Consider the following 18,154-nt stretch of genomic DNA (forward strand, 5'->3'; position numbering starts at 1 on the left):
CTTTCCACTGATGTCGCTGTCGTGTCAGATATCGACCTCGACGGCCTTTTTTTGTTGTTTTGCCAGTTCCAGAACGGCCCCCGCGACTGCAAGATCCTGTAATCCAACCCCGGTACCGTCAAAAATCGTAACCTCTGCATCTCCACGTCCTTGGTGTTGACCGATAATCACCTGACCTATCGCGGTCACATCGTCAGTGGAAATGGATTTGTCCGTAAATGCGTGCTGAAACTCTCCGATGCTGACCGATTGGGCAACTTCATCGGTAAACAGTCGCGATCGCGCGACCAGCTTCGGGTCGAGTTCCTGCTTGCCCTTGGTGTCCGTTCCCATCGCGGCGATATGGGTACGGCCCTTGACCTGACCATCCAGCAACAGTGGCTCGAACGCCGAGGTGATCGAGATGATCACATCCGCCTCTGCCCCCAGACGCGGAAGCTCCACGGCTTCGAAAGGCAGGCCCAGTTCGGCGGCTGTATCGGCAAGGCGGGACAGCATCTCGGGGTGCGGATTCCAGCCAAGCACGCGCTCGAAATTACCCACACGGGCGGCGGCCCGCATCTGGAACGCCGATTGATGCCCCGCGCCGATCATGCCAAGCACCTTCGCGCCTTCGGGCGCAAGATGCCGGATCGAGACGGCGCTTGCCGCAGCGGTGCGCAGCGCGGTCAGCAGGTTTCCCCCGACCGCTGCCTGAACCCGGCCGGTATCGGCATCGAACAGAAACACGGTGGACTGATGATTGATCAACTCGCGTTTCTGGTTGTTGGGCCAGTAGCCGCCCGCCTTCAAACCAAGGTTCAGGGCGCTGCGGTCGAAACCGCCCTTGAAGCCGTAAAGCGCATCCTCATGCCCGATGGCTTCACGAACCACGGGAAAGTTGCTGGCTTCCCCGCTTGCCATGGCGGCAAATACCGCCTGAACCGCATCGAACGCCGCTTCGGGCGTCATCAGCCCGGCGATCTCTTTTTCCGGAACGATCCACATCAGTAGGCTTTCCCCCGTGCCGAAACCGGCCACACCGTTTCGACCTTGCCGTTCCGAACACCCACATACCAGTCATGAACATTGCAGGTCGGGTCGCAATGCCCCGAAACCAGCCGCAGCTTTTCATTGACCTTCAGCACCCCATTGGGGTCGCTGATCACGCCATGCTCGTCGCTGCATTTGATATATTCCACATCGTCGCGGCCATAGATGAAAGGCAGGCCACTATCGACCGATTGCGCCTTCAACCCCGCGTCGCAGATCGCCTTGTCGGACTTGGCGTGGCTCATGACACTGGTCAGGATGAACATTGCATTCTCCCATTCGCCCTTGTCGATGCGCTTGCCGTTTTCGTCCAGGATACGGCCATAATCGGCATCCATGAAAGCGTAGGAACCGCATTGCAATTCATTGTAAACACCCGAATTGCTTTCGAAATAATAGCTGCCGGTACCGCCGCCCGAGACCAGTTCGGGCTCCAGCCCCTCGGCCTTAAGGCCCTCGACCGCGTCTTTCACCTGCGCAATCGCGGCATCCAGCTTGGCCTTGCGGTCCTCATAGCTGTCCATATGCTGCATCGCGCCCTGATAAGCCTGAATTCCAAGGAATTTCAGCCCTTCTGCGGCATCCGCAGCCTTGGCAATCGCCACGACCTCTTCGGTCGTTCTGACGCCACAGCGCCCCGCTCCGCAATCGATCTCGACAAAAATGTCCAGAGTGGTGCCATGCTTTTGCGCACCAGCCGACAGATCGGCGATATTGGCGACATCATCGACGCAGACAATCACCCGGCAGCCCAGCTTCGGCATACGCGCCAACCGGTCGATCTTCAGCGGATCGCGAACCTGATTACTGACCAGAATATCCTTGATTCCACCGCGTGCGAAAACTTCGGCCTCGCTGACCTTCTGACAGCAAACGCCAATCGCGCCGCCCAGCTTTTCCTGCAATTTCAGCACATCGACAGATTTATGCATCTTGCCATGGGCGCGGTGGCGCATCCCATGCGCGCGGGCGTAATCGCCCATCTTCTTGATATTCCGCTCCAGCGCATCCAGATCCAGGATCAGGCAGGGCGTCTGGATATCGGCCTCATCCATCCCCGGCAGGGCGGGAACGTCGAAACCCACTTCAAGATTGTCGAAATTCACAGGCGCGTTCATTGCAACTCTCCTTGATTCCACGGCAGCTTGTCGAGATCGACATTACCGCCAGTGATGATGACGCCGACCCGCTTGCCGGCAAAAATATCGCGGTTCTTCAGGATCGTGGCCAACGGCACCGCGCTTGACGGCTCCATCACGATCTTCATGCGCTTCCAGATCAGTTTCATCGCCTCGACGATCTCGGGATCCGAGGCGGTCAGGATGTCGGTGACATGGCGCTGCACGAAATGCCATGTCAGCTCCTTCAGCGGCACCAGCAGGCCATCGGCAACCGTCTTCGGAGCGTCATCGGCGATGATATGCCCGGCCTTGAAGCTGCGCATGGCATCATCTGCCTGCGCGGGCTCGGCGGCATAAATCTTCACCTTCGGGGCAAGGTTCGACAGCGTCAGGCAGGTGCCCGAGACCATCCCGCCCCCGCCGATCGGAGCGATTACGGCATCCAGATCCTCGATCTGCTCGATCAGTTCCGCCGAGCATGTTCCCTGCCCCGCGATCACGCGCGGATCGTTATAGGGATGCACGAATTCGGCCCCCGTCTCGGCCACGACCTCGGCAAAGACCGCCTCGCGACTACTGGTTGACGGCTCGCATTCGACGACCCGCGCACCATAGCCGCGAACCGCGTCCTTCTTGGCCTGAGGCGCGGTGCGTGGCATCACCACCGTGCAGGGTATCCCCCTTTGCCCGGCGGCATAGGACAGGCAGGTTCCATGATTGCCGCTGGAATGCGTGGCGACACCACGGGCCGCCTGCGCATCCGTCAGACCGAACACCGCATTACTGGCCCCGCGCGCCTTGAACGCGCCAGCCTTTTGCAGGTTTTCGCATTTGAAGAACAATTCGGCCCCGGTCAGTTCATTCAGCATGCGCGAGGTCAGAACCGGCGTGCGATGAATATGGGGCGCGATCCGTTCGCGCGCCGCCTTCATATCGTCCAGGGTTGGAATATACATGGCCTGATCCTTCATCACGCGGCCTTTTTCAATGCGGCGGCGCTTTGGCGGTAATGCTCCTGCGCGGCGGCCACACCGCTGCCCAGTGTCACGGGCAATCCCAGATCGGCCATCACCATTTCGGCGGTTGCGATACCGGACAGCGCCATGACATCCGTCAGGCTGCCCAGATGGCCGATGCGGAACACCTTGCCCGCGACATCGCCAAGTCCCGTACCGAATGCGATGCCATAGGCTTCAAGCGCATGGCTGACTACGAGATTCGCGTCGAAACCTTCAGGCACCCGGATCGCACTGACGCTATCGGAATAGAGTTCCGGCCGCAGGGCGCAAAGCTGCATTCCCCACGCGGCAATCGCCTGACGAACCCCCTCGGCAATGCGATGGTGGCGGGCGAAGACATTCTCCAGCCCCTCGTCAAGCAACATCCGGGTGGACAGGTTCAGCCCGTTCAACAACCCGACCGGCGGGGTATAGGGATAACCGTTATTCTCATAACCCTTGGCCATGTCGCGGATATCAAAGAAGGTGCGCGGCAGTTTCGCCGCTTCCGCCGCTTGCATCGCCTTGGGCGAGACACCGACGATCGCCAGACCGGGGGGCAGCATGAAGCCTTTCTGAGAGCCGGTGACAGCGATATCGACGCCCCATTCGTCCATACGGAAATCCATGCTGCCGATAGAGCTGACCCCATCGACGAACAGCATTGCCGGATGTCCCGCTGCGTCGAGCGCGCGGCGAACGGCGGCGATATCGGATTTCACGCCGGTTGCGGTCTCGTTATGCGTGGCCAGAACGACCTTGATCCGATGTTCTTTATCAGCGGTCAGGATCTCTTCGAACCTGTCGGCGGGAACACCATCGCCCCATTCCTGCGTCACGACCTGCACATCCAGCCCATGCCGCTGACACATGTCGATCCAGCGATGGCTGAACATGCCGTTGCGGGTCGCCAGCACCTTGTCGCCGGGGGAAAGCGTATTGCTGATGGCCGTTTCCCATCCGCCCGTCCCGGTCGAGGGAAAGACAAAGATCTGTCCCTTGACGGTTTTCAGAACCTTCTTCACCCCTTCAAGCGCGGGATGAAGGATTTCACCGAAAACCGGGCTGCGGTGATCGATGGTCGGCATGTCCACGGCCTTGCGCAAGACCTCGGGGATATTGGTCGGACCGGGGATGAAAACGGGATTCTGATTTGTCATGACATTCCTCCTGCGAGTTATCCTCAGACTAACTCGGGCATTGCAATGCTGCAATTTTTCTGGAAAATATTTTCAATAGGCAGAATTATGCCATAATCTGGCGTTATTACAGATGGTTGGCATTTTCCACTTGCCGAAGGCCATTTTCGCCGCAATGAGGATACATCATCAAGCAGAGGTAAATAATGCCCGAACCTACCCGCCGCCGCGGCCGTCCGCGCAATTCAGGCGAATCTTCCGGCACCATTCAGGCGCTGGACCGTGCTCTGGACATGCTGGACCTGCTTGCGGCCCAGCCCGGCCTGACGCTTAGTGAAATCGCCGAGCAGATGAAACAATCGCCATCGACGGTCCACCGGGTGCTGCACACGCTGGCTGCCCGCGGCGTGGCCGAAACCGATCCGGCAACACAGACATGGCATATCGGCCCGGCCACATTCCGGCTGGGTTCGGCTTTTATGCGCCGTTCGGGGATCGTCGAACGTGCCCGCCCCATCCTGCGCGGCCTGATGGAACATACATTCGAGACCGCCAATCTCGGTATTCTGAACGGCGATGCGGTGCTATTCGTCGCCCAAGCCGAAACGCAAGAGACAATCCGTGCCTTCTTCCCGCCCGGCACACGTTCGCCGCTTCATGCATCGGGCATCGGCAAGGCGCTTCTGGCCTTCGGGCGTCCTGAAACCCTGCGGGCGCTTCTGGACGAGGGCGAACTGGTCCGTTTCACCGACAAGACCCTGACGACGGCCGCCGCCCTGCAAGAGGATATGACCCGTATCCGCGCCCGTGGTTTCTCTTTCGATGACGAAGAGAAGACGCGCGGCATGCGCTGCATCGCCGCCCCTGTCTTCGATCTGACCGGAGAGGCCGTCGCGGGCATATCGGTCAGCGGTCCGACGCATCGGATCGGACATGAACATGTCAAGACGCTTGGCGCCGCCGTAGCCGCCGCTGCGCAAGATCTGACGCAGGCTATGGGCGGCTGAAAACCTACCCATAGACCCACCCGGAGCCATCCTGCATGCAAGGGCGACACGCACCTATCGCGCCGGGTCGAAACCTTCCACCCATTCGATCTGGCGCGGCAGGCAGTGCAGATGCAGATCGTAGCTGTCGCAGATCGTCTGGCGTGCGGCCCGCTTCAGCCGGTCGGCCTCGGGATCGCCTTCCAATCCGCGAATAATCGCGGCGGACAGTGCCGCCTGATCGAAGAACGGCACCAGCCGCCCGTTCTCGCCATCGCGGATCACCTCGCGCACGGGTTCAGTATCCGACGCCACGATATAGGCGCCTGCGGACATCGCCTCGGTCAGCGACCAGGACAAAACGAATGGATAGGTCAGGTAGCAATGCACGCGGGCAAGCTGCATCAGCGACAGATATTGCCCATAGGGCAGACGCCCGACAAAATGCAGCCGGTCGGGATCAAGCCTGCCTCCGATTTCCTCGAGCATGACATCCTTCCAGTTCCGACCGTCTTCAGGCGGCTTGCCGTAGCTAACGCCATCCCCGCCGACCAGAACCACCTGTGCATCGGGCCGTTGCGCCAATACATCCGGCAACGCCCGCATGAAAACATGAAATCCGCGATAGGGCTCCAGCGAACGCGAAACGAAGCTGAGCACCTCGTCACCGGTCCGCAATTCGCGCCCATTGGGAAGGATCAGTCGCGCATCGGGACTCGGACGCACCCTTTGCGTATTGATACCGTCATGGATCACCGAGATTTTCCGGCGCAGCTCCGGTGGGAAGCTGTCAGCTTGATACCGGGTCGGCGCGATTGCCGCATCCGCCTGGACGATGCCCTGGATCAGATGCGCCGAACGCGCGACGGTCATCAGCCGTCCTTCAAGGTTTTCCGGAGACATTTCGGGATCGAACCCGACATCGGCACCGGTGGTCCGGTACATCAGTTCAGCATAGATCAGCAGTTTCGCTTCGGGCCAGATTTCCTTCAGAAACAACGTCTCGCCCCAGCCTGAATGGCCAATGATGACATCCGGAGTAAACCCGTGATCGTCGCGCAGGGCACGTGCGCCGCGAGCTGCCATCAATCCACGTTCCGCATTGACCGAATAGGCGCGGCCCAGAACACCATCGGTCTGAATCCTGTTCGGCTCCTTGTAGCGGACCGTTCGGACCGGAGAGAGCCGTTGGTTATTCGCATCCGTCAGCGCCAGAACTTCGTGCCCGCGATCGGCAAGAGCGGGGGCGAGATGGGGAAACTGTCCGGGAAAATTCTGGTGAACAAATAAAATCTTCATAGATCACGTTCAGGAAAGGCCGCTTTCAGCAGAGTCCGGGTATATTCGGTCTTCGGATTGTCGAAAACTCCGGCAACATCGCCACATTCCAGCACCTCGCCCGCACGCATGACCATGATCTGATGCGACATGGCGCGGACCACCCGCAGATCATGGCTGATGAACAGGAAGGTCAGGTCATGTTTTCGCTGAAGATCGCGCAGAAGCTGAACGATCTGGACCTGCACCGTCATGTCCAGCGCCGATGTCGGCTCGTCCAGCACCACGACCTTGGGACGAAGGATCATCGCGCGGGCAATGGCGATGCGCTGACGCTGGCCACCGCTGAATTCATGCGGATAGCGATGCATTACCGCAGGATCCAGCCCGGTTTCTGTCATGATCTCGGCGACCATTTCGCGATGATCGCGGGTCGGATCGACCTCGTGAACGCCAAGCCCCTCCGCGATGATCTGCTCAACCGTCATCCGGGGCGACAGGCTGCCGAAAGGGTCCTGAAACACAACCTGCATGTCGCGGCGCAACCGGCGCAACTGCCTGCCCTGCCGGCCTGCGATATCCTGCCCCATGAACAGGATCGGCCCCCGGCTTTCAATCAGCCGCATGATCGCCAGCGCCAGCGTCGTCTTGCCGCTACCGGACTCTCCGACGATCCCCAATGTCTCGCCTTGCCGCACGGACAGGGTCGCGCCGTCCACCGCTTTCACATGCCCCACCACCCGGCGAAGCAGGCCGCGCTTGATCGGAAACCAGACCTTCAGATCGCGGGTCTCGACCATCGTCCTTGCATCGTCGCGAACAGGCCCGACCATGCCCTTCGGTTCAGCCGCAAGAAGTTTCCTTGTATATTCATGTTGCGGGTCCGAGAAGATTTTCTCGGTCGGTCCCTGTTCGACAATCACGCCGTCCTTCATCACGCAGACCCGGTCGGCGATGCGGCGCACGACGCCCAGATCGTGACTGATGAACAGAAGGCTAAGCCCTTCGGCCTTCTTCAATTCGGCCAGCAGGTCGAGGATCTGCGCCTGAATGGTTACGTCAAGGGCCGTCGTCGGCTCATCGGCGATCAGCAGTTCGGGGCCATTGGCCAGCGCCATGGCGATCATGATCCGCTGCCGTTGGCCCCCCGAAAGCTGATGCGGATAATCCGCAAGCCGCGATTCGGGGTTACGGATGCCCACGCGATTCAAAAGCCCGATCACCCGTTCCCGGGCTTTTGCGCCGGTCAGGCCCTGATGCAGCCTGACACTTTCTGTGATCTGCTTTTCCAGCGTATGCAACGGATTCAGGGATGTCAGCGGTTCCTGAAAAATAAAGCTGATATCGTTGCCCCTGATGGTACGCAGCAGTTTTTCAGGCGCATCGATCATTTCCCGCCCTTCATAGCGCACCGAGCCCGAAACTTCGGCGGCGTCCCCCAGAAGCCGCACCGTGGACAGCGCCGAAACTGACTTGCCCGAACCGGACTCGCCGACCAGGGCAAGCGTTTCGCCACGCCCGATATGGAAACTCACCCCCTTGACGGCATCGACACGCTTGCCGTCCTGCTGGAAGGCCACGCGCAGATCCCGCACCTCCAGCACCGGGTCGCCAGATGCCTCACAGGGCTGTTCGGGGCGAATGATTGTATCCTCGGCACTGGTCATTTGAAGGTCTTCCGCGGGTCGAAGGCATCGCGCACACCCTCGAATATGAACACGAGAAGCGACAGCATGACGGTGAATGTGAAAAACGCCGTGAATGCCAGCCATGGTGCAGGCAGATTCTGCTTCGCCTGCAGTGCCAGTTCTCCCAACGACGGGGCCGAGGTCGGAAGGCCGTAACCCAGATAGTCCAGCCCGGCCAGCGTGCTGATCGTCCCGGTCACGATGAAGGGCAGCATCGTCATCGTGGCGACCATCGCATTAGGCAGAATATGGCGGAACATGATCTTGCGGTCCGAAACGCCAAGCGCGCGCGCCGCCTGCACATATTCGAAGTTCCGCGCCCTGAGGAATTCAGCCCTGACCACCCCCACCAGGGCGGGCCAACTGAACAGGATCATGACAAAGACCAGCAGCCAGAAACTTCGCCCCAGAACGGCAAACAGGATGATGATGACATATAGTGTCGGCGTCGAGGCCCATATCTCGAGCAGGCGCTGCAGGATCAAATCCGTGCGCCCGCCGAAATAGCCCTGAATCGCCCCTGCCGCGACCCCGACCAGTGATGCCAATGTCGTCACGATCAGGGTAAACAGGATCGATGTGCGGAAGCCGTAAATCACCCGCGCCAGCACATCGCGAGAGGTATCGTCCGTCCCAAGCCAGTGATCGGCATCGGGGGCGCTTGGCACCGTGCCGACATTATTGATCGTCCGGTAGTGATAGGGAATCGGTGGCCAAATCATCCATCCCTGCTCGGCTTTGGGGACATCGCTGGTCCCGTTGTCGATCGACGCGATGATCTGTTCGGGCTCGTCCCAGCAGGCTTCCCGTCCGCCGCTTTTGATCAGGCATTGCACTGCCGGGTCGGTATAGATCGCTTCGGTATTGAAATCGCTTCCGAATGCGCTTTCGGGATAGAAATTCTTGACCGGCCAGTAAAGCTCTCCGCGATAGCTGACGACGATCGGCCTGTCATTGGCGACGAGTTCGGCGAAAGACGAGATCACGAACAGGATCGTCAGGATCACCAAAGACCAGAACGCCCGACGGTTGCGGCGGAAATTGCGCAGGCGGCGACGATTGAGTTCCGAGATCGCCATCATCCGTCCCTCTTCTCGAAATCGATCCTTGGATCGACCAGAACATAGGTCAGGTCGGTCAGGATGCCGATCACCAGACTAAGCAGGCCAAAGACGTAAAGCGTGCCGAAGATCAACGGATAATCGCGCTTGACCGTCGCCTCGAAGCCCAGAAGGCCCAGGCCGTCAAGCGAGAAGATATTCTCGATCAGAATAGAGGATCCGAAAAACGCGCCGAGGAAGGTGGCCGGAAAGCCCGCGATCACGATCAGCATCGCATTGCGAAAGACATGGCCGTACAGCACCCCCCGCTCGGTCAGGCCCTTGGCGCGGGCGGTCATGGCATATTGCTTGCTGATCTCATCCAGGAAGCTGTTCTTGGTCAACAGGGTCAGTGTCGCGAAAGCCGAGATCGACATGGCGATCACCGGCAGCGCGGCATGCCACATATAATCCAGAATCTTGCCCCAAAGCGAAAGCTCGGACCAGACAGAGGCATCGCTGGTCAGGCCGCGCAGCGGGAAAATCTTCCAATAGGTGCCGCCCGCGAAAAGCACGATCAGCAGCACCGCGAAAAGAAAGGCCGGGATCGCGTATCCCATGACGATAATGCCAGAGGTCCAGTTGTCGAACCGCGAACCGTCCCGGACAGCCTTGCGGATCCCCAGTGGAATCGAGATCAGGTACCCCAGAAGCGTCGACCATAACCCCAGTGTTATCGACACCGGCAGTTTCTCGATCACCAGATCGATCACGTCGCGCCCATAGAACCAGCTTTCCCCGAAATCGAAGCGCAGATAATTGCCCATCATCATCAGGAAACGTTCATGCGCGGGCTTGTCGAAGCCAAACTCCTTTTCAAGCTTCGCGATGAATTCGGGCGGAAGGCCATAGGCGCCCTTGTACATCTCTTCCGAGCCGCCCATGTCGGCGCCGCTCCCGGAGAGATTGGCGAGGACATCCCCTTCGCCCTGCATCTGCGCGGCGATTTGCTCGATCGGGCCGCCGGGCACGAACTGCGTCAGCGTGAAATTGATCAGCATGATGCCAATCAGCGTGGGGATGATCAGCAGCACTCGCCGCAGGATATAGGCGCCCATCAGCCTGTCCTTCTGCCCACCCCTTCGGGGGTCGCGGACCTTACCGGCCCTGTTCGATTATATTGCCTTGTGGGCAATCCGGCACCCGAAATCAAGCCAAGTGATCGTTACTGCAGCACGCCATCTTGCTTGAGCTTATCGAGTTTCTCGGGGTTGGCCCACCAGAAATCCGTCACTCCAAGCGCATGGGGCGGCAATTCCTTGGGATGTTCGTAGTAATCGTAATATGCAACCAGATAATCCGGTTTGTACCATTGCGGCACCCAGAAGCGCAAAGCCCGCATCACCCGGTCAAGGGCACTGATGACGATATTGGTTTCTTCCAGCGTCGTCGCTTTCTGACCATGCGCAATCAGGGCATCGACGGCAGGATCGGCCAGCCCCATCGGATTGAAGACATCATTGGCGTCATCCGATCCGTAACGCTGCTCCATTCCGCCGGCAAAGACATAGGCCCCACCCAGCGTCGCTTCCACAATATCGAATTCATGCGAGCGGGTGCGGGTTGTCAATTCAGACGGATCAATGCGGGTGGCTACGGCATCCACGCCGATCGTCCGCAGGTTCTGGACAAAGGGCGTCGTGTATCGCTCGACGCTTTGGTTGGAATAAAGAAATTCAACCTTCAGGGTCTGCCCCTTGTCATTCCGGCGCATTCCATCATCGCCAGTGCGCCATCCGGCTTCTTCCAGCAGCACACCGGCCTGACGCATGTTCTTGCGGTCCAGCTGGCGTTCGCCGGAAACCGGCGGAGACACCGGCTCATCGGTCAGAACGCCTTCGGGCAAGCTGTCCGCCAGAGGTTCAAGCAAGGCCAGTTCGGCTTCCGACGGGGTACCGCTGGCCTTGAGATCCGAATTCTCCCAAAGTGAGGTGACGCGCTCGTTCAGATCGTAGAAGAGGGCGGAATTGCTCCACTCGAAATTGAAGGCCAGTCCGATAGCTTCACGCACACGTGGATCCTGAAATTTCTCGCGCCGCAGATTGAATACCCATGCGTCGGCATCCGCCAAATCGCCATTGGGGATTTCTTCCTTGATCACCTGACCGTTTTCCACAGCAGGGAAATTATAGCGTGTTGCCCAGTGCTGATCGGATTGCTCGGCCCGGAACGTATAGATCCCGGCCTTGAACGCTTCGAAAGCGGCATCGTAATCGTCGAAATATTCAAAGCGCAGCCTGTCGAAATTGTTCCGTCCGATGTTGATCGGCAAATCCTTCCCCCAATAATCGGGATTTCTTTTCAAGGTGATCGAGCGACCGAAATCCTGCCGTTCCAGCGCATAGGGACCGGAGCCCAGAAACGGCTTTTTCGTCGGCTGTTCCAGATCGTAATTATTATCCTCGAAATCCTTTTCAGAGAATACGCTCATCCCGCCCATCTGCGAAATGATATCCCGGCGCGGAGCCTCTGGCGTGAAGACGAATTTGACGCGATGCGGGTCAAGCACCTCTACCGACGCGACATATTCCTCAAGCATGGTGCGATAAGAGGAAAACGCCTTTTCGCGCAGCGTTTCATAGGTGAATTTCACGTCATCGGCGGTCAGCGGCGTGCCATCACTGAATTTCGCCTCGGGCCGCAGATTGAAAATCACCCAGTCGCGACTTTCCGGATATTCAATCGTTTCGCAAAGCAGGCAATAACTGGCCAGAGGATCGTCGGCGACCGGAATCATCAAATTCTCGATCGCCATGACGCTGGGCGCCGTCGCCCGCCCCCGGAACGTATAGGGGTTGAAGCTGTTATATCCGCCGATCCCGAATTGCGACAGTTCCCCCCCTTTGGGTGCGTCGGGATTCACGTAAGGCAGATGCTTGAAATCCGCAGGCAGGTTCGGCTCGCCGAAATAGGTAATGCCATGAGACTTGACGATCGTCTCTTCCTCGGTTGACGCCTCTTGTGACAGCGCCGCCGGGGCTGCCCCCAGGGTCAGGGTGGCGATCAGGACGAGATGGCGCATCGACAGGCTCCTGCAGGTAATTGTCACGCGCAACGCTAGGCAGCCGCCGCCCGACGATCAACCCGCGTTTTCGTGAGCTCAGGTCGCATCATAATGAAAACGGGGCCACAAGGCCCCGTTTCCCGAATTTGCCGCCTGTTCCGGCTCAGGCGCGGCCACCCTGGGCATCCACGCTGATCGGCCCGGGACCAGCAAAGAAAATATACAGAAATACGAAGCAATACAGGATCGAAGCATCGCCGCCATTCAGCACCGGGAACGGGCTTTGAGGCGCATGCACCATCCAATAGGCGACGGCCATCTCGCCCGAAAGCAGGAAGGCCACCGGGCGCGTGAACAGGCCCAGGACAAGCAAGGCTCCGCCCACCAGTTCCATGGCTCCGGCGATCCACGGAAGCGACAGAACCGCAGGGCTCATATCGCTGGCCGGGAAACCCAGCAACTTCTGCGTGCCATGCGCCATGAAGATCAGTGCCGCGACGATCCGCAGCACGCTCAGGAAGATTGGCGCATAGCGCGAAAGAGATTTCAAAGACATGTCATTTCCATCCTCTGTGCAATCAAGCGCTGCCCGGAATGGGCTGGTCACTCGTCGTCCTCGTTGGACACGTCCGCGATATCGTCCAGGGACACGTCGCCGTCGTCATCGTCGTCTTCCAGCAGATCATCGTCCAGATCACCGCCATCCGTGTCCAGATCGTCATCATCATCCACCAGATTGGCATCATCATCGCTATCTGCAGCCGTCTTGTCACTGACCAGCGATTTGGTCCGGCCTTCTTTCAGGCTTTCCAGTGTCATCTCGCTGCCGCAGGCCGGACAGGTCATCGGATTGTTGTTCAGGTCGTAGAACCGGGTGGCACAATGCGGGCACAGACGTTTCGTGCCCCATTCCTCTTTGGGCATGGTAATCTCCTTCCGCCGCGATTAGGGAATTTTGCGACCCCCTGCCACAAGGGCCCGGGGCTGTCAAAGGCTTTCTTTTCGTCTGGGTGAAAGAGATTAGGACAATTGACTGATACCATCACGCTCTCCGACGGTATCCGTATCGCGTTGCGCAGGTCCGCCAGAGCGCGGCGAATGACGCTGCGCGTCCCCCGCGCCGGCGGCGAGCCGGTGCTGACATTACCGGTCCGCGTTTCCCTGAACGAGGGCCGCGCCTTCGCCGAAATGCAGGCAGAATGGCTGCGCCGCGCAAGATCAAAACAGGTTCCGCCGCAGAAGGTCTGCCTCGGCGTCATATTGCCCGTGGAGGGCCGCCTGCTGCAACTGACCCCCTTCCCCATCCGCCGGACCCGGGTCGAGGGCGATCGACTGCTGCTGCCAGAGGGTCGTCAAACCGCGCCGATCGTGCAGGCCTATCTCAAGCATCTTGCCGCGGAACGCCTGCGCCGCGCCTGCGACGGGTATGCTTCTGCTTTGGGACGGAATTATCGTGCCCTTGCCCTTCGCGATACCCGGTCGCGCTGGGGAAGCTGCACTTCGGACGGACGGCTGATGTTTTCCTGGAGACTTGCCATGGCGCCGCCCCGGGTACTGGAATATGTTGCCGCCCACGAGGTCGCGCATCTGCTGCATATGGACCACTCGCCGCGATTCTGGGCCCGGGTCGAGACCCTGATGCCCGGCTACCGGGCGGAACGCGAATGGTTGCGCGATCACGGCAACGAATTGCTGGCCTGGAGTTTTCGCGATTGACGCCATCCGGCGTTGTGATCACATATCGCCATGACCTCACCCCGGACCTCCGACCCCGCCGCACATGAACGGCTTTATCGCAGCCTTCGCAGCCGGATCATGCTGGGCGAATTGCCGCCGGGCGAGGCCCTGACATTGCGAGGTCTTGCCCAGGATTATCACATGTCCATGACCCCCGCGCGCGAGGCCGCCCGCCGTCTTGTGGCGGAGGGTGCATTGACCTTATCCGGCTCTGGCAGGCTTTCGACGCCGGAACTGTCAGATGAGCGGATCGAGGAACTTGCCGCCATGCGCGCCCTGCTTGAACCCGAACTGGCGTCGCGCGCACTTCCCCGGGCGCATTTCGCCCTGATCGACCGGCTGGCAACGGTGAATGCCCAAATCGGCGATGCTGTCGAAAAACATGACGCGGTTGGGTATATCCGCTGCAATCTCGATTTTCACCGGATGCTGTATCTTCGCGCCCAGGCCCCCCTCATGCTGGCGATGCTTGAAACGATCTGGCTTCAGCTTGGACCGACGATGCGGCAGCTTTACGGTCGTGTCCGGCGCAATGAACCTCCCCGCCATCACCGGATGATCCTCGCCGCGCTACGGGCCGGGGATGAACCGGCTTTACGGCTGGCGATCCGGGCCGATGTGACCCACGGGTTGCGGCATCTGACAGCGGGGTAAGGTTATCGCGGGAATTGCCATCCTGTTGCAATTAGCGGGCAGGAGATATCACTCCACAATCAAATCTGCGTGCAATGCGCCGGCGGCATGAATGGACTTGAGGATATCGATCATGTCTCGCGGAGCCACTCCCAAGGCGTTGAACCCCTCGATCAGATCACCAAGCGAAGCATCGCCAGGCAGTTTGACGAAACCGATCCCCGGCTCATTCGCGAGTTCCGCAGAACTGCGCGGCAGAACCACCGTGTCGCCATCCGCGAAGGGATTTGGCTGGGACGCCAGCGGCGCCTCACTCACCCGCAAGGTCAGATTGCCTTGCGAAACCGCGACGCTGGAGATCCTGACATGCTCCCCCATGACAATGGTCCCCGATCTGTGATCGATCACCACCTTGGCGCGATCCTCGGGCTCGACCAGCAGATTTTCGATCCGTCCCAGGACATGGGCAGGGCTTACGTCTCCCAGATCACGAAAACGGACGATAACCGTGCCGCTGTCCTGTGTCGCCGCGATAGACCGATTGAAATCCTGGTTAATCGCGGCTTCTATCCTTGCCGCGGTCGTAAAATCGGCATTACGCAATGCGATGCGGATATTCTCGATTTCCGGAAAATTAAACGCAACCTCACGTTCGACGCGCGCGCCGGACGGGATTGTCCCGGCCGTCGGAACGCCCTCGACGACCCGCGCGGCTTCGCCCGTCGCCGAGATTCCGCCGGAAATCAGCGAACCCTGCGCAACCGCATAAATATTGCCGTCCGCCGCCTTAAGCGGAGTCATCACCAATGTTCCGCCAAGAAGGCTTTTTGCGTCCCCGATCGTCGAAACACCAACATCGATACGACTGCCCGAACGCGCGAAAGGCGGCAATTCAGCGGTCACCACCACCGCCGCAACATTCTTTGACCGCAAAGCGTCATTGGTCACATTGGTTCCCAGCCGCTCCAACAACCCGGAAAGCAATTCCTCGGTGAATGGCGCATTGCGAAAACTGTCTCCGGTCCCGTCAAGCCCCACTACCAGCCCATATCCGACAAGATCATTTCCACGAACACCATCAAAATCCGCCACATCCTTGATCCGCACGGCAGCTGTCACAGGCCAGGCGAATGCAAATGTGATCGCAAGAAGGAAAATGATGCGGATCATCGCAGATAATCCGCAAGGCTCAGGCTGGAAATGCGGGCGGTAAGCAAATAGAGATTACGCAATTGCGACTCTGTTTCAAGTATCGCGGACGACGTTTCGTATAAGTCTACTCGCCGGATATCATTCCTTGCTGTCGTCAGTTCGGATAGCACCGCGGCGTTCCTGACTTCACCACGCTCAACCTCTTCCTGAGCCGCACCGATAGCCGAGATTCTTTGAATAAGATTTACCTCATTATTCCAGATTTCTCTCGCTCCATTTTTTAACAATCTGCCAATTTCGACATTATCGTCACCGAGATCGACGTGATCCGCAAGTGCAGCAATCGCCAACCCCTTCAACATGTTCTTTATTTCCGGATCTATCGCAGAGATTCCGATATTGACGGTCTCGCCCTCGGCAATACTGAATCTGATATTATTTTCACTCGCTCCATTATAAGCGAAACCATCGAATCCTTCTCCATTGGTTTCGGTATCGAACCAGACTGAAATCTTTTGAAAAATTTCGTCCGCCGATGTGGCTTGACCCACAATTTCAGACATTTTTCCGATAATATCATTCGGCGACCGTAATGGGCGCTCACTCACATTCTGCCCGGAAAAGGCATATCGTCCCGACACATCCCGGTTCAACTGATCAACAATGATCGAGAATTTCTCCGCCGCCTCCTGAACGAGCTCATCAACGGCCACCGGATCATAGGCTTGCGGCAACGTCAGAACTTTATTGGCGAATTCTACGGAGGAATCACTTGCAGCCGTAAGTACTTGTTGCTGCCATTTCAGGGCGAAACCCGCATCTTGAGTGTTCTTTTCGTATTGTTCGATCAAGGCGATCCGATTTTCCAGATTGTTCAGAACAACCGTATCACCCTGCAATCGCAACCCGAGATCCGCAACCTCTCCGCTTGCAGCTTCTTTCGTCAGCTTATTTAATTGCTCGCCAAGGTACGCAGTACTCGATCGCAATGCAAAAATTCTCACCTGATCGCCAATATAATTACTTTGCATCTCACCACCTCAGAATTTGATCGAGCATTTCATCAACCGCCTGAACCACACGTGCATTCGCGGCATAGGACTGACCAAGCGTAATCAGTTTTTGTATTTCCGCATCCGTATTCACTCCATCCTCCCACACTCCTACCGACAACGCATCAACTGCACTGTTTTTGCTCACATAATCCTTCTCAAACGCCAAGCGATCTGATGTGATATGTGCTTCAATTTCCGCTAATCTTCCATTTAAAGAGGCATCTCCTTTAAATGCACTACCAAAAATCGGAGAATTACTTACAGAAAATATATTACTCAACTTCACCAATAACTCGGGATTCCCCGTTGGACCTTCATTTTCAGCATTCAAGCCATCACGTATTTTCCAGGAATCACCTCCTGCAGCGGGGTCAATTTTGGGATTCAATTTCAATCGCAATGATAGGCCACTCAGATTATCGATACTTGCTCTATTTTCACCGTCCAGAAATAGTCCTGGGATATTCTCCGTCAGCGTCGGATCCGTCTGCGGGTCGGAAAAAAGATCATGCAACTCTATCGCAAATGAATCCAACTCATGCTGAACCCGTGGCGCCAGATCATCTCTGACCGCAAAATTCGCATGTATCGAACCGCCCGCAAAGAGTTTCATCTGTGTATCAGAGAGCTGTTCATTGTTGACGATCAGATGTCCGCCCGCATTATGGGAAAGATCGCCCTGGGGTATAAGGTGCCGAGCCGGTCTGAAACTTATTTGTGTCGGAATGGTGCCATCCAGCAAAGCTAAGCCGCCAGTCGTAAACAGGGCGACTTTTTCGGATTTTCGAGGAACTTCATGCACGGGAACGAATGCATTTATCTGGCTGATAAGGTCTTGGCGCTTATCAACCAGCGCTGCCGTCGCTTTTCCCTGATTCGACAGGTTCGATATCCGCCGGTTAAGATACGCGACTTGCGAAACACGTAAATTCAGCTCTTCCACGCCTTTTGCAATAGCGGAATCCGCCGCCACGCGCGCGGCCTGAACAGCTTCGGACGCATTTCGCAGGCGATCGCTTAATGTTCGGGCTGCTTGAACCACATTCTCCAGGTTCAGATTACTGTCCGGTCGCCTGCTTGCGTCGACAAGACTTACCTGCAATTCATTCAACGTCTGGCTTAGGGTCAGGACTCATAACCAGAACATGACGGTTGCGGCGAGTGCGATGGCGGAGAGGAAGACTTTCGGGCATCTGTCGTATCGAGTTGCGACGCGCCGCCAGTCTTTGAG

General features: G+C 58.1%; 17 protein-coding genes and 1 pseudogene. 3 read left to right on the top strand and 15 right to left on the bottom strand.

Annotation, left to right across the window (positions count from 1 at the left end; translation table 11 throughout):
• Positions 1-24: 24 nt before the first annotated feature.
• Genes bhcD through bhcA form a run of 4 tightly spaced genes read right to left on the bottom strand, consistent with a single transcriptional unit; the run spans position 25 to position 4,311 of the window.
• Complete coding sequence (gene bhcD, locus Q0601_RS20635; protein ID WP_305291801.1) at positions 25-987, bottom strand: iminosuccinate reductase BhcD; 963 nt, start codon at positions 985-987, stop codon at positions 25-27.
• A complete protein-coding gene (gene bhcC / locus Q0601_RS20640; protein ID WP_305291802.1) occupies positions 987-2,150 on the bottom strand; it encodes a 3-hydroxy-D-aspartate aldolase BhcC in 1,164 nt (387 codons plus the stop codon). The genes bhcD and bhcC overlap by 1 nt, the downstream gene beginning before the upstream one ends.
• A complete protein-coding gene (gene bhcB, locus Q0601_RS20645) occupies positions 2,147-3,124 on the bottom strand; it encodes a beta-hydroxyaspartate dehydratase BhcB (protein ID WP_305291803.1) in 978 nt (325 codons plus the stop codon). Before bhcB ends, bhcC begins: the two co-directional genes overlap by 4 nt.
• The gene (bhcA, locus tag Q0601_RS20650; protein WP_305291804.1) at positions 3,124-4,311 is read right to left on the bottom strand and encodes an L-aspartate--glyoxylate aminotransferase BhcA; all 1,188 of its coding nucleotides are present in this window, start codon (positions 4,309-4,311) and stop codon (positions 3,124-3,126) included. The genes bhcB and bhcA overlap by 1 nt, the downstream gene beginning before the upstream one ends.
• A gap of 185 nt (positions 4,312-4,496) precedes the next feature.
• Here bhcA and bhcR point away from each other — a divergent pair, with 185 nt between their 5' ends.
• On the top strand, positions 4,497-5,297 hold the full coding sequence (bhcR, locus tag Q0601_RS20655; RefSeq protein WP_305291805.1) for an HTH-type transcriptional regulator BhcR: 801 nt from the start codon (positions 4,497-4,499) through the stop codon (positions 5,295-5,297).
• A gap of 54 nt (positions 5,298-5,351) precedes the next feature.
• On the opposite strand, the gene Q0601_RS20660 is transcribed toward bhcR, so the two are convergent.
• The 7 genes from Q0601_RS20660 to Q0601_RS20690 all read right to left on the bottom strand — a co-directional run bounded on the left by Q0601_RS20660 (position 5,352) and on the right by Q0601_RS20690 (position 13,270).
• Complete coding sequence (locus Q0601_RS20660; protein ID WP_305291806.1) at positions 5,352-6,575, bottom strand: glycosyltransferase family 4 protein; 1,224 nt, start codon at positions 6,573-6,575, stop codon at positions 5,352-5,354.
• Positions 6,572-8,221, bottom strand: a complete 1,650-nt coding sequence (locus Q0601_RS20665) for an ABC transporter ATP-binding protein (protein ID WP_305291807.1) — start codon at positions 8,219-8,221, stop codon at positions 6,572-6,574. The genes Q0601_RS20660 and Q0601_RS20665 overlap by 4 nt, the downstream gene beginning before the upstream one ends.
• A complete protein-coding gene (locus tag Q0601_RS20670) occupies positions 8,218-9,321 on the bottom strand; it encodes an ABC transporter permease (protein ID WP_305291815.1) in 1,104 nt (367 codons plus the stop codon). Before Q0601_RS20670 ends, Q0601_RS20665 begins: the two co-directional genes overlap by 4 nt.
• Complete coding sequence (locus Q0601_RS20675; protein ID WP_305291808.1) at positions 9,321-10,400, bottom strand: microcin C ABC transporter permease YejB; 1,080 nt, start codon at positions 10,398-10,400, stop codon at positions 9,321-9,323. The genes Q0601_RS20670 and Q0601_RS20675 overlap by 1 nt, the downstream gene beginning before the upstream one ends.
• A 107-nt stretch (positions 10,401-10,507) precedes the next feature.
• Entirely contained in the window at positions 10,508-12,364 is a 1,857-nt protein-coding gene (locus tag Q0601_RS20680; protein ID WP_305291809.1) for an extracellular solute-binding protein, read from the bottom strand.
• 145 nt (positions 12,365-12,509) lie between these two features.
• Positions 12,510-12,902 (bottom strand): DoxX family protein, encoded by a 393-nt coding sequence (locus Q0601_RS20685; RefSeq protein WP_119751836.1) that lies wholly within the window; start codon positions 12,900-12,902, stop codon positions 12,510-12,512.
• Between the two features lie 47 nt (positions 12,903-12,949).
• A complete protein-coding gene (locus Q0601_RS20690) occupies positions 12,950-13,270 on the bottom strand; it encodes a TIGR02300 family protein (protein ID WP_119751837.1) in 321 nt (106 codons plus the stop codon).
• A 105-nt stretch (positions 13,271-13,375) separates the two neighbouring features.
• Here Q0601_RS20690 and Q0601_RS20695 point away from each other — a divergent pair, with 105 nt between their 5' ends.
• On the top strand, positions 13,376-14,062 hold the full coding sequence (locus Q0601_RS20695; protein ID WP_305291810.1) for a M48 family metallopeptidase: 687 nt from the start codon (positions 13,376-13,378) through the stop codon (positions 14,060-14,062).
• 30 nt (positions 14,063-14,092) lie between these two features.
• Positions 14,093-14,737: a GntR family transcriptional regulator gene (locus Q0601_RS20700; RefSeq protein WP_305291811.1), complete on the top strand. Its 645-nt coding sequence runs from the start codon at positions 14,093-14,095 to the stop codon at positions 14,735-14,737.
• 48 nt (positions 14,738-14,785) lie between these two features.
• Here the strand turns inward: Q0601_RS20700 and Q0601_RS20705 are convergent, their stop codons facing one another.
• From Q0601_RS20705 to Q0601_RS20720, 4 genes and pseudogenes are all read right to left on the bottom strand, one after another.
• Entirely contained in the window at positions 14,786-15,886 is a 1,101-nt protein-coding gene (locus tag Q0601_RS20705; protein ID WP_305291812.1) for a flagellar basal body P-ring protein FlgI, read from the bottom strand.
• Positions 15,883-16,899 (bottom strand): hypothetical protein, encoded by a 1,017-nt coding sequence (locus Q0601_RS20710; protein ID WP_305291813.1) that lies wholly within the window; start codon positions 16,897-16,899, stop codon positions 15,883-15,885. The genes Q0601_RS20705 and Q0601_RS20710 overlap by 4 nt, the downstream gene beginning before the upstream one ends.
• A 1-nt stretch (position 16,900) precedes the next feature.
• Entirely contained in the window at positions 16,901-18,034 is a 1,134-nt protein-coding gene (locus Q0601_RS20715; protein ID WP_305291814.1) for a FlgK family flagellar hook-associated protein, read from the bottom strand.
• A 21-nt stretch (positions 18,035-18,055) separates the two neighbouring features.
• Positions 18,056-18,154: pseudogene (locus Q0601_RS20720) on the bottom strand (IS5/IS1182 family transposase); the annotation flags it as partial.

It is taken from the genome of Paracoccus wurundjeri, assembly GCF_030678915.1.
Lineage (GTDB): Bacteria > Pseudomonadota > Alphaproteobacteria > Rhodobacterales > Rhodobacteraceae > Paracoccus > Paracoccus onubensis_A.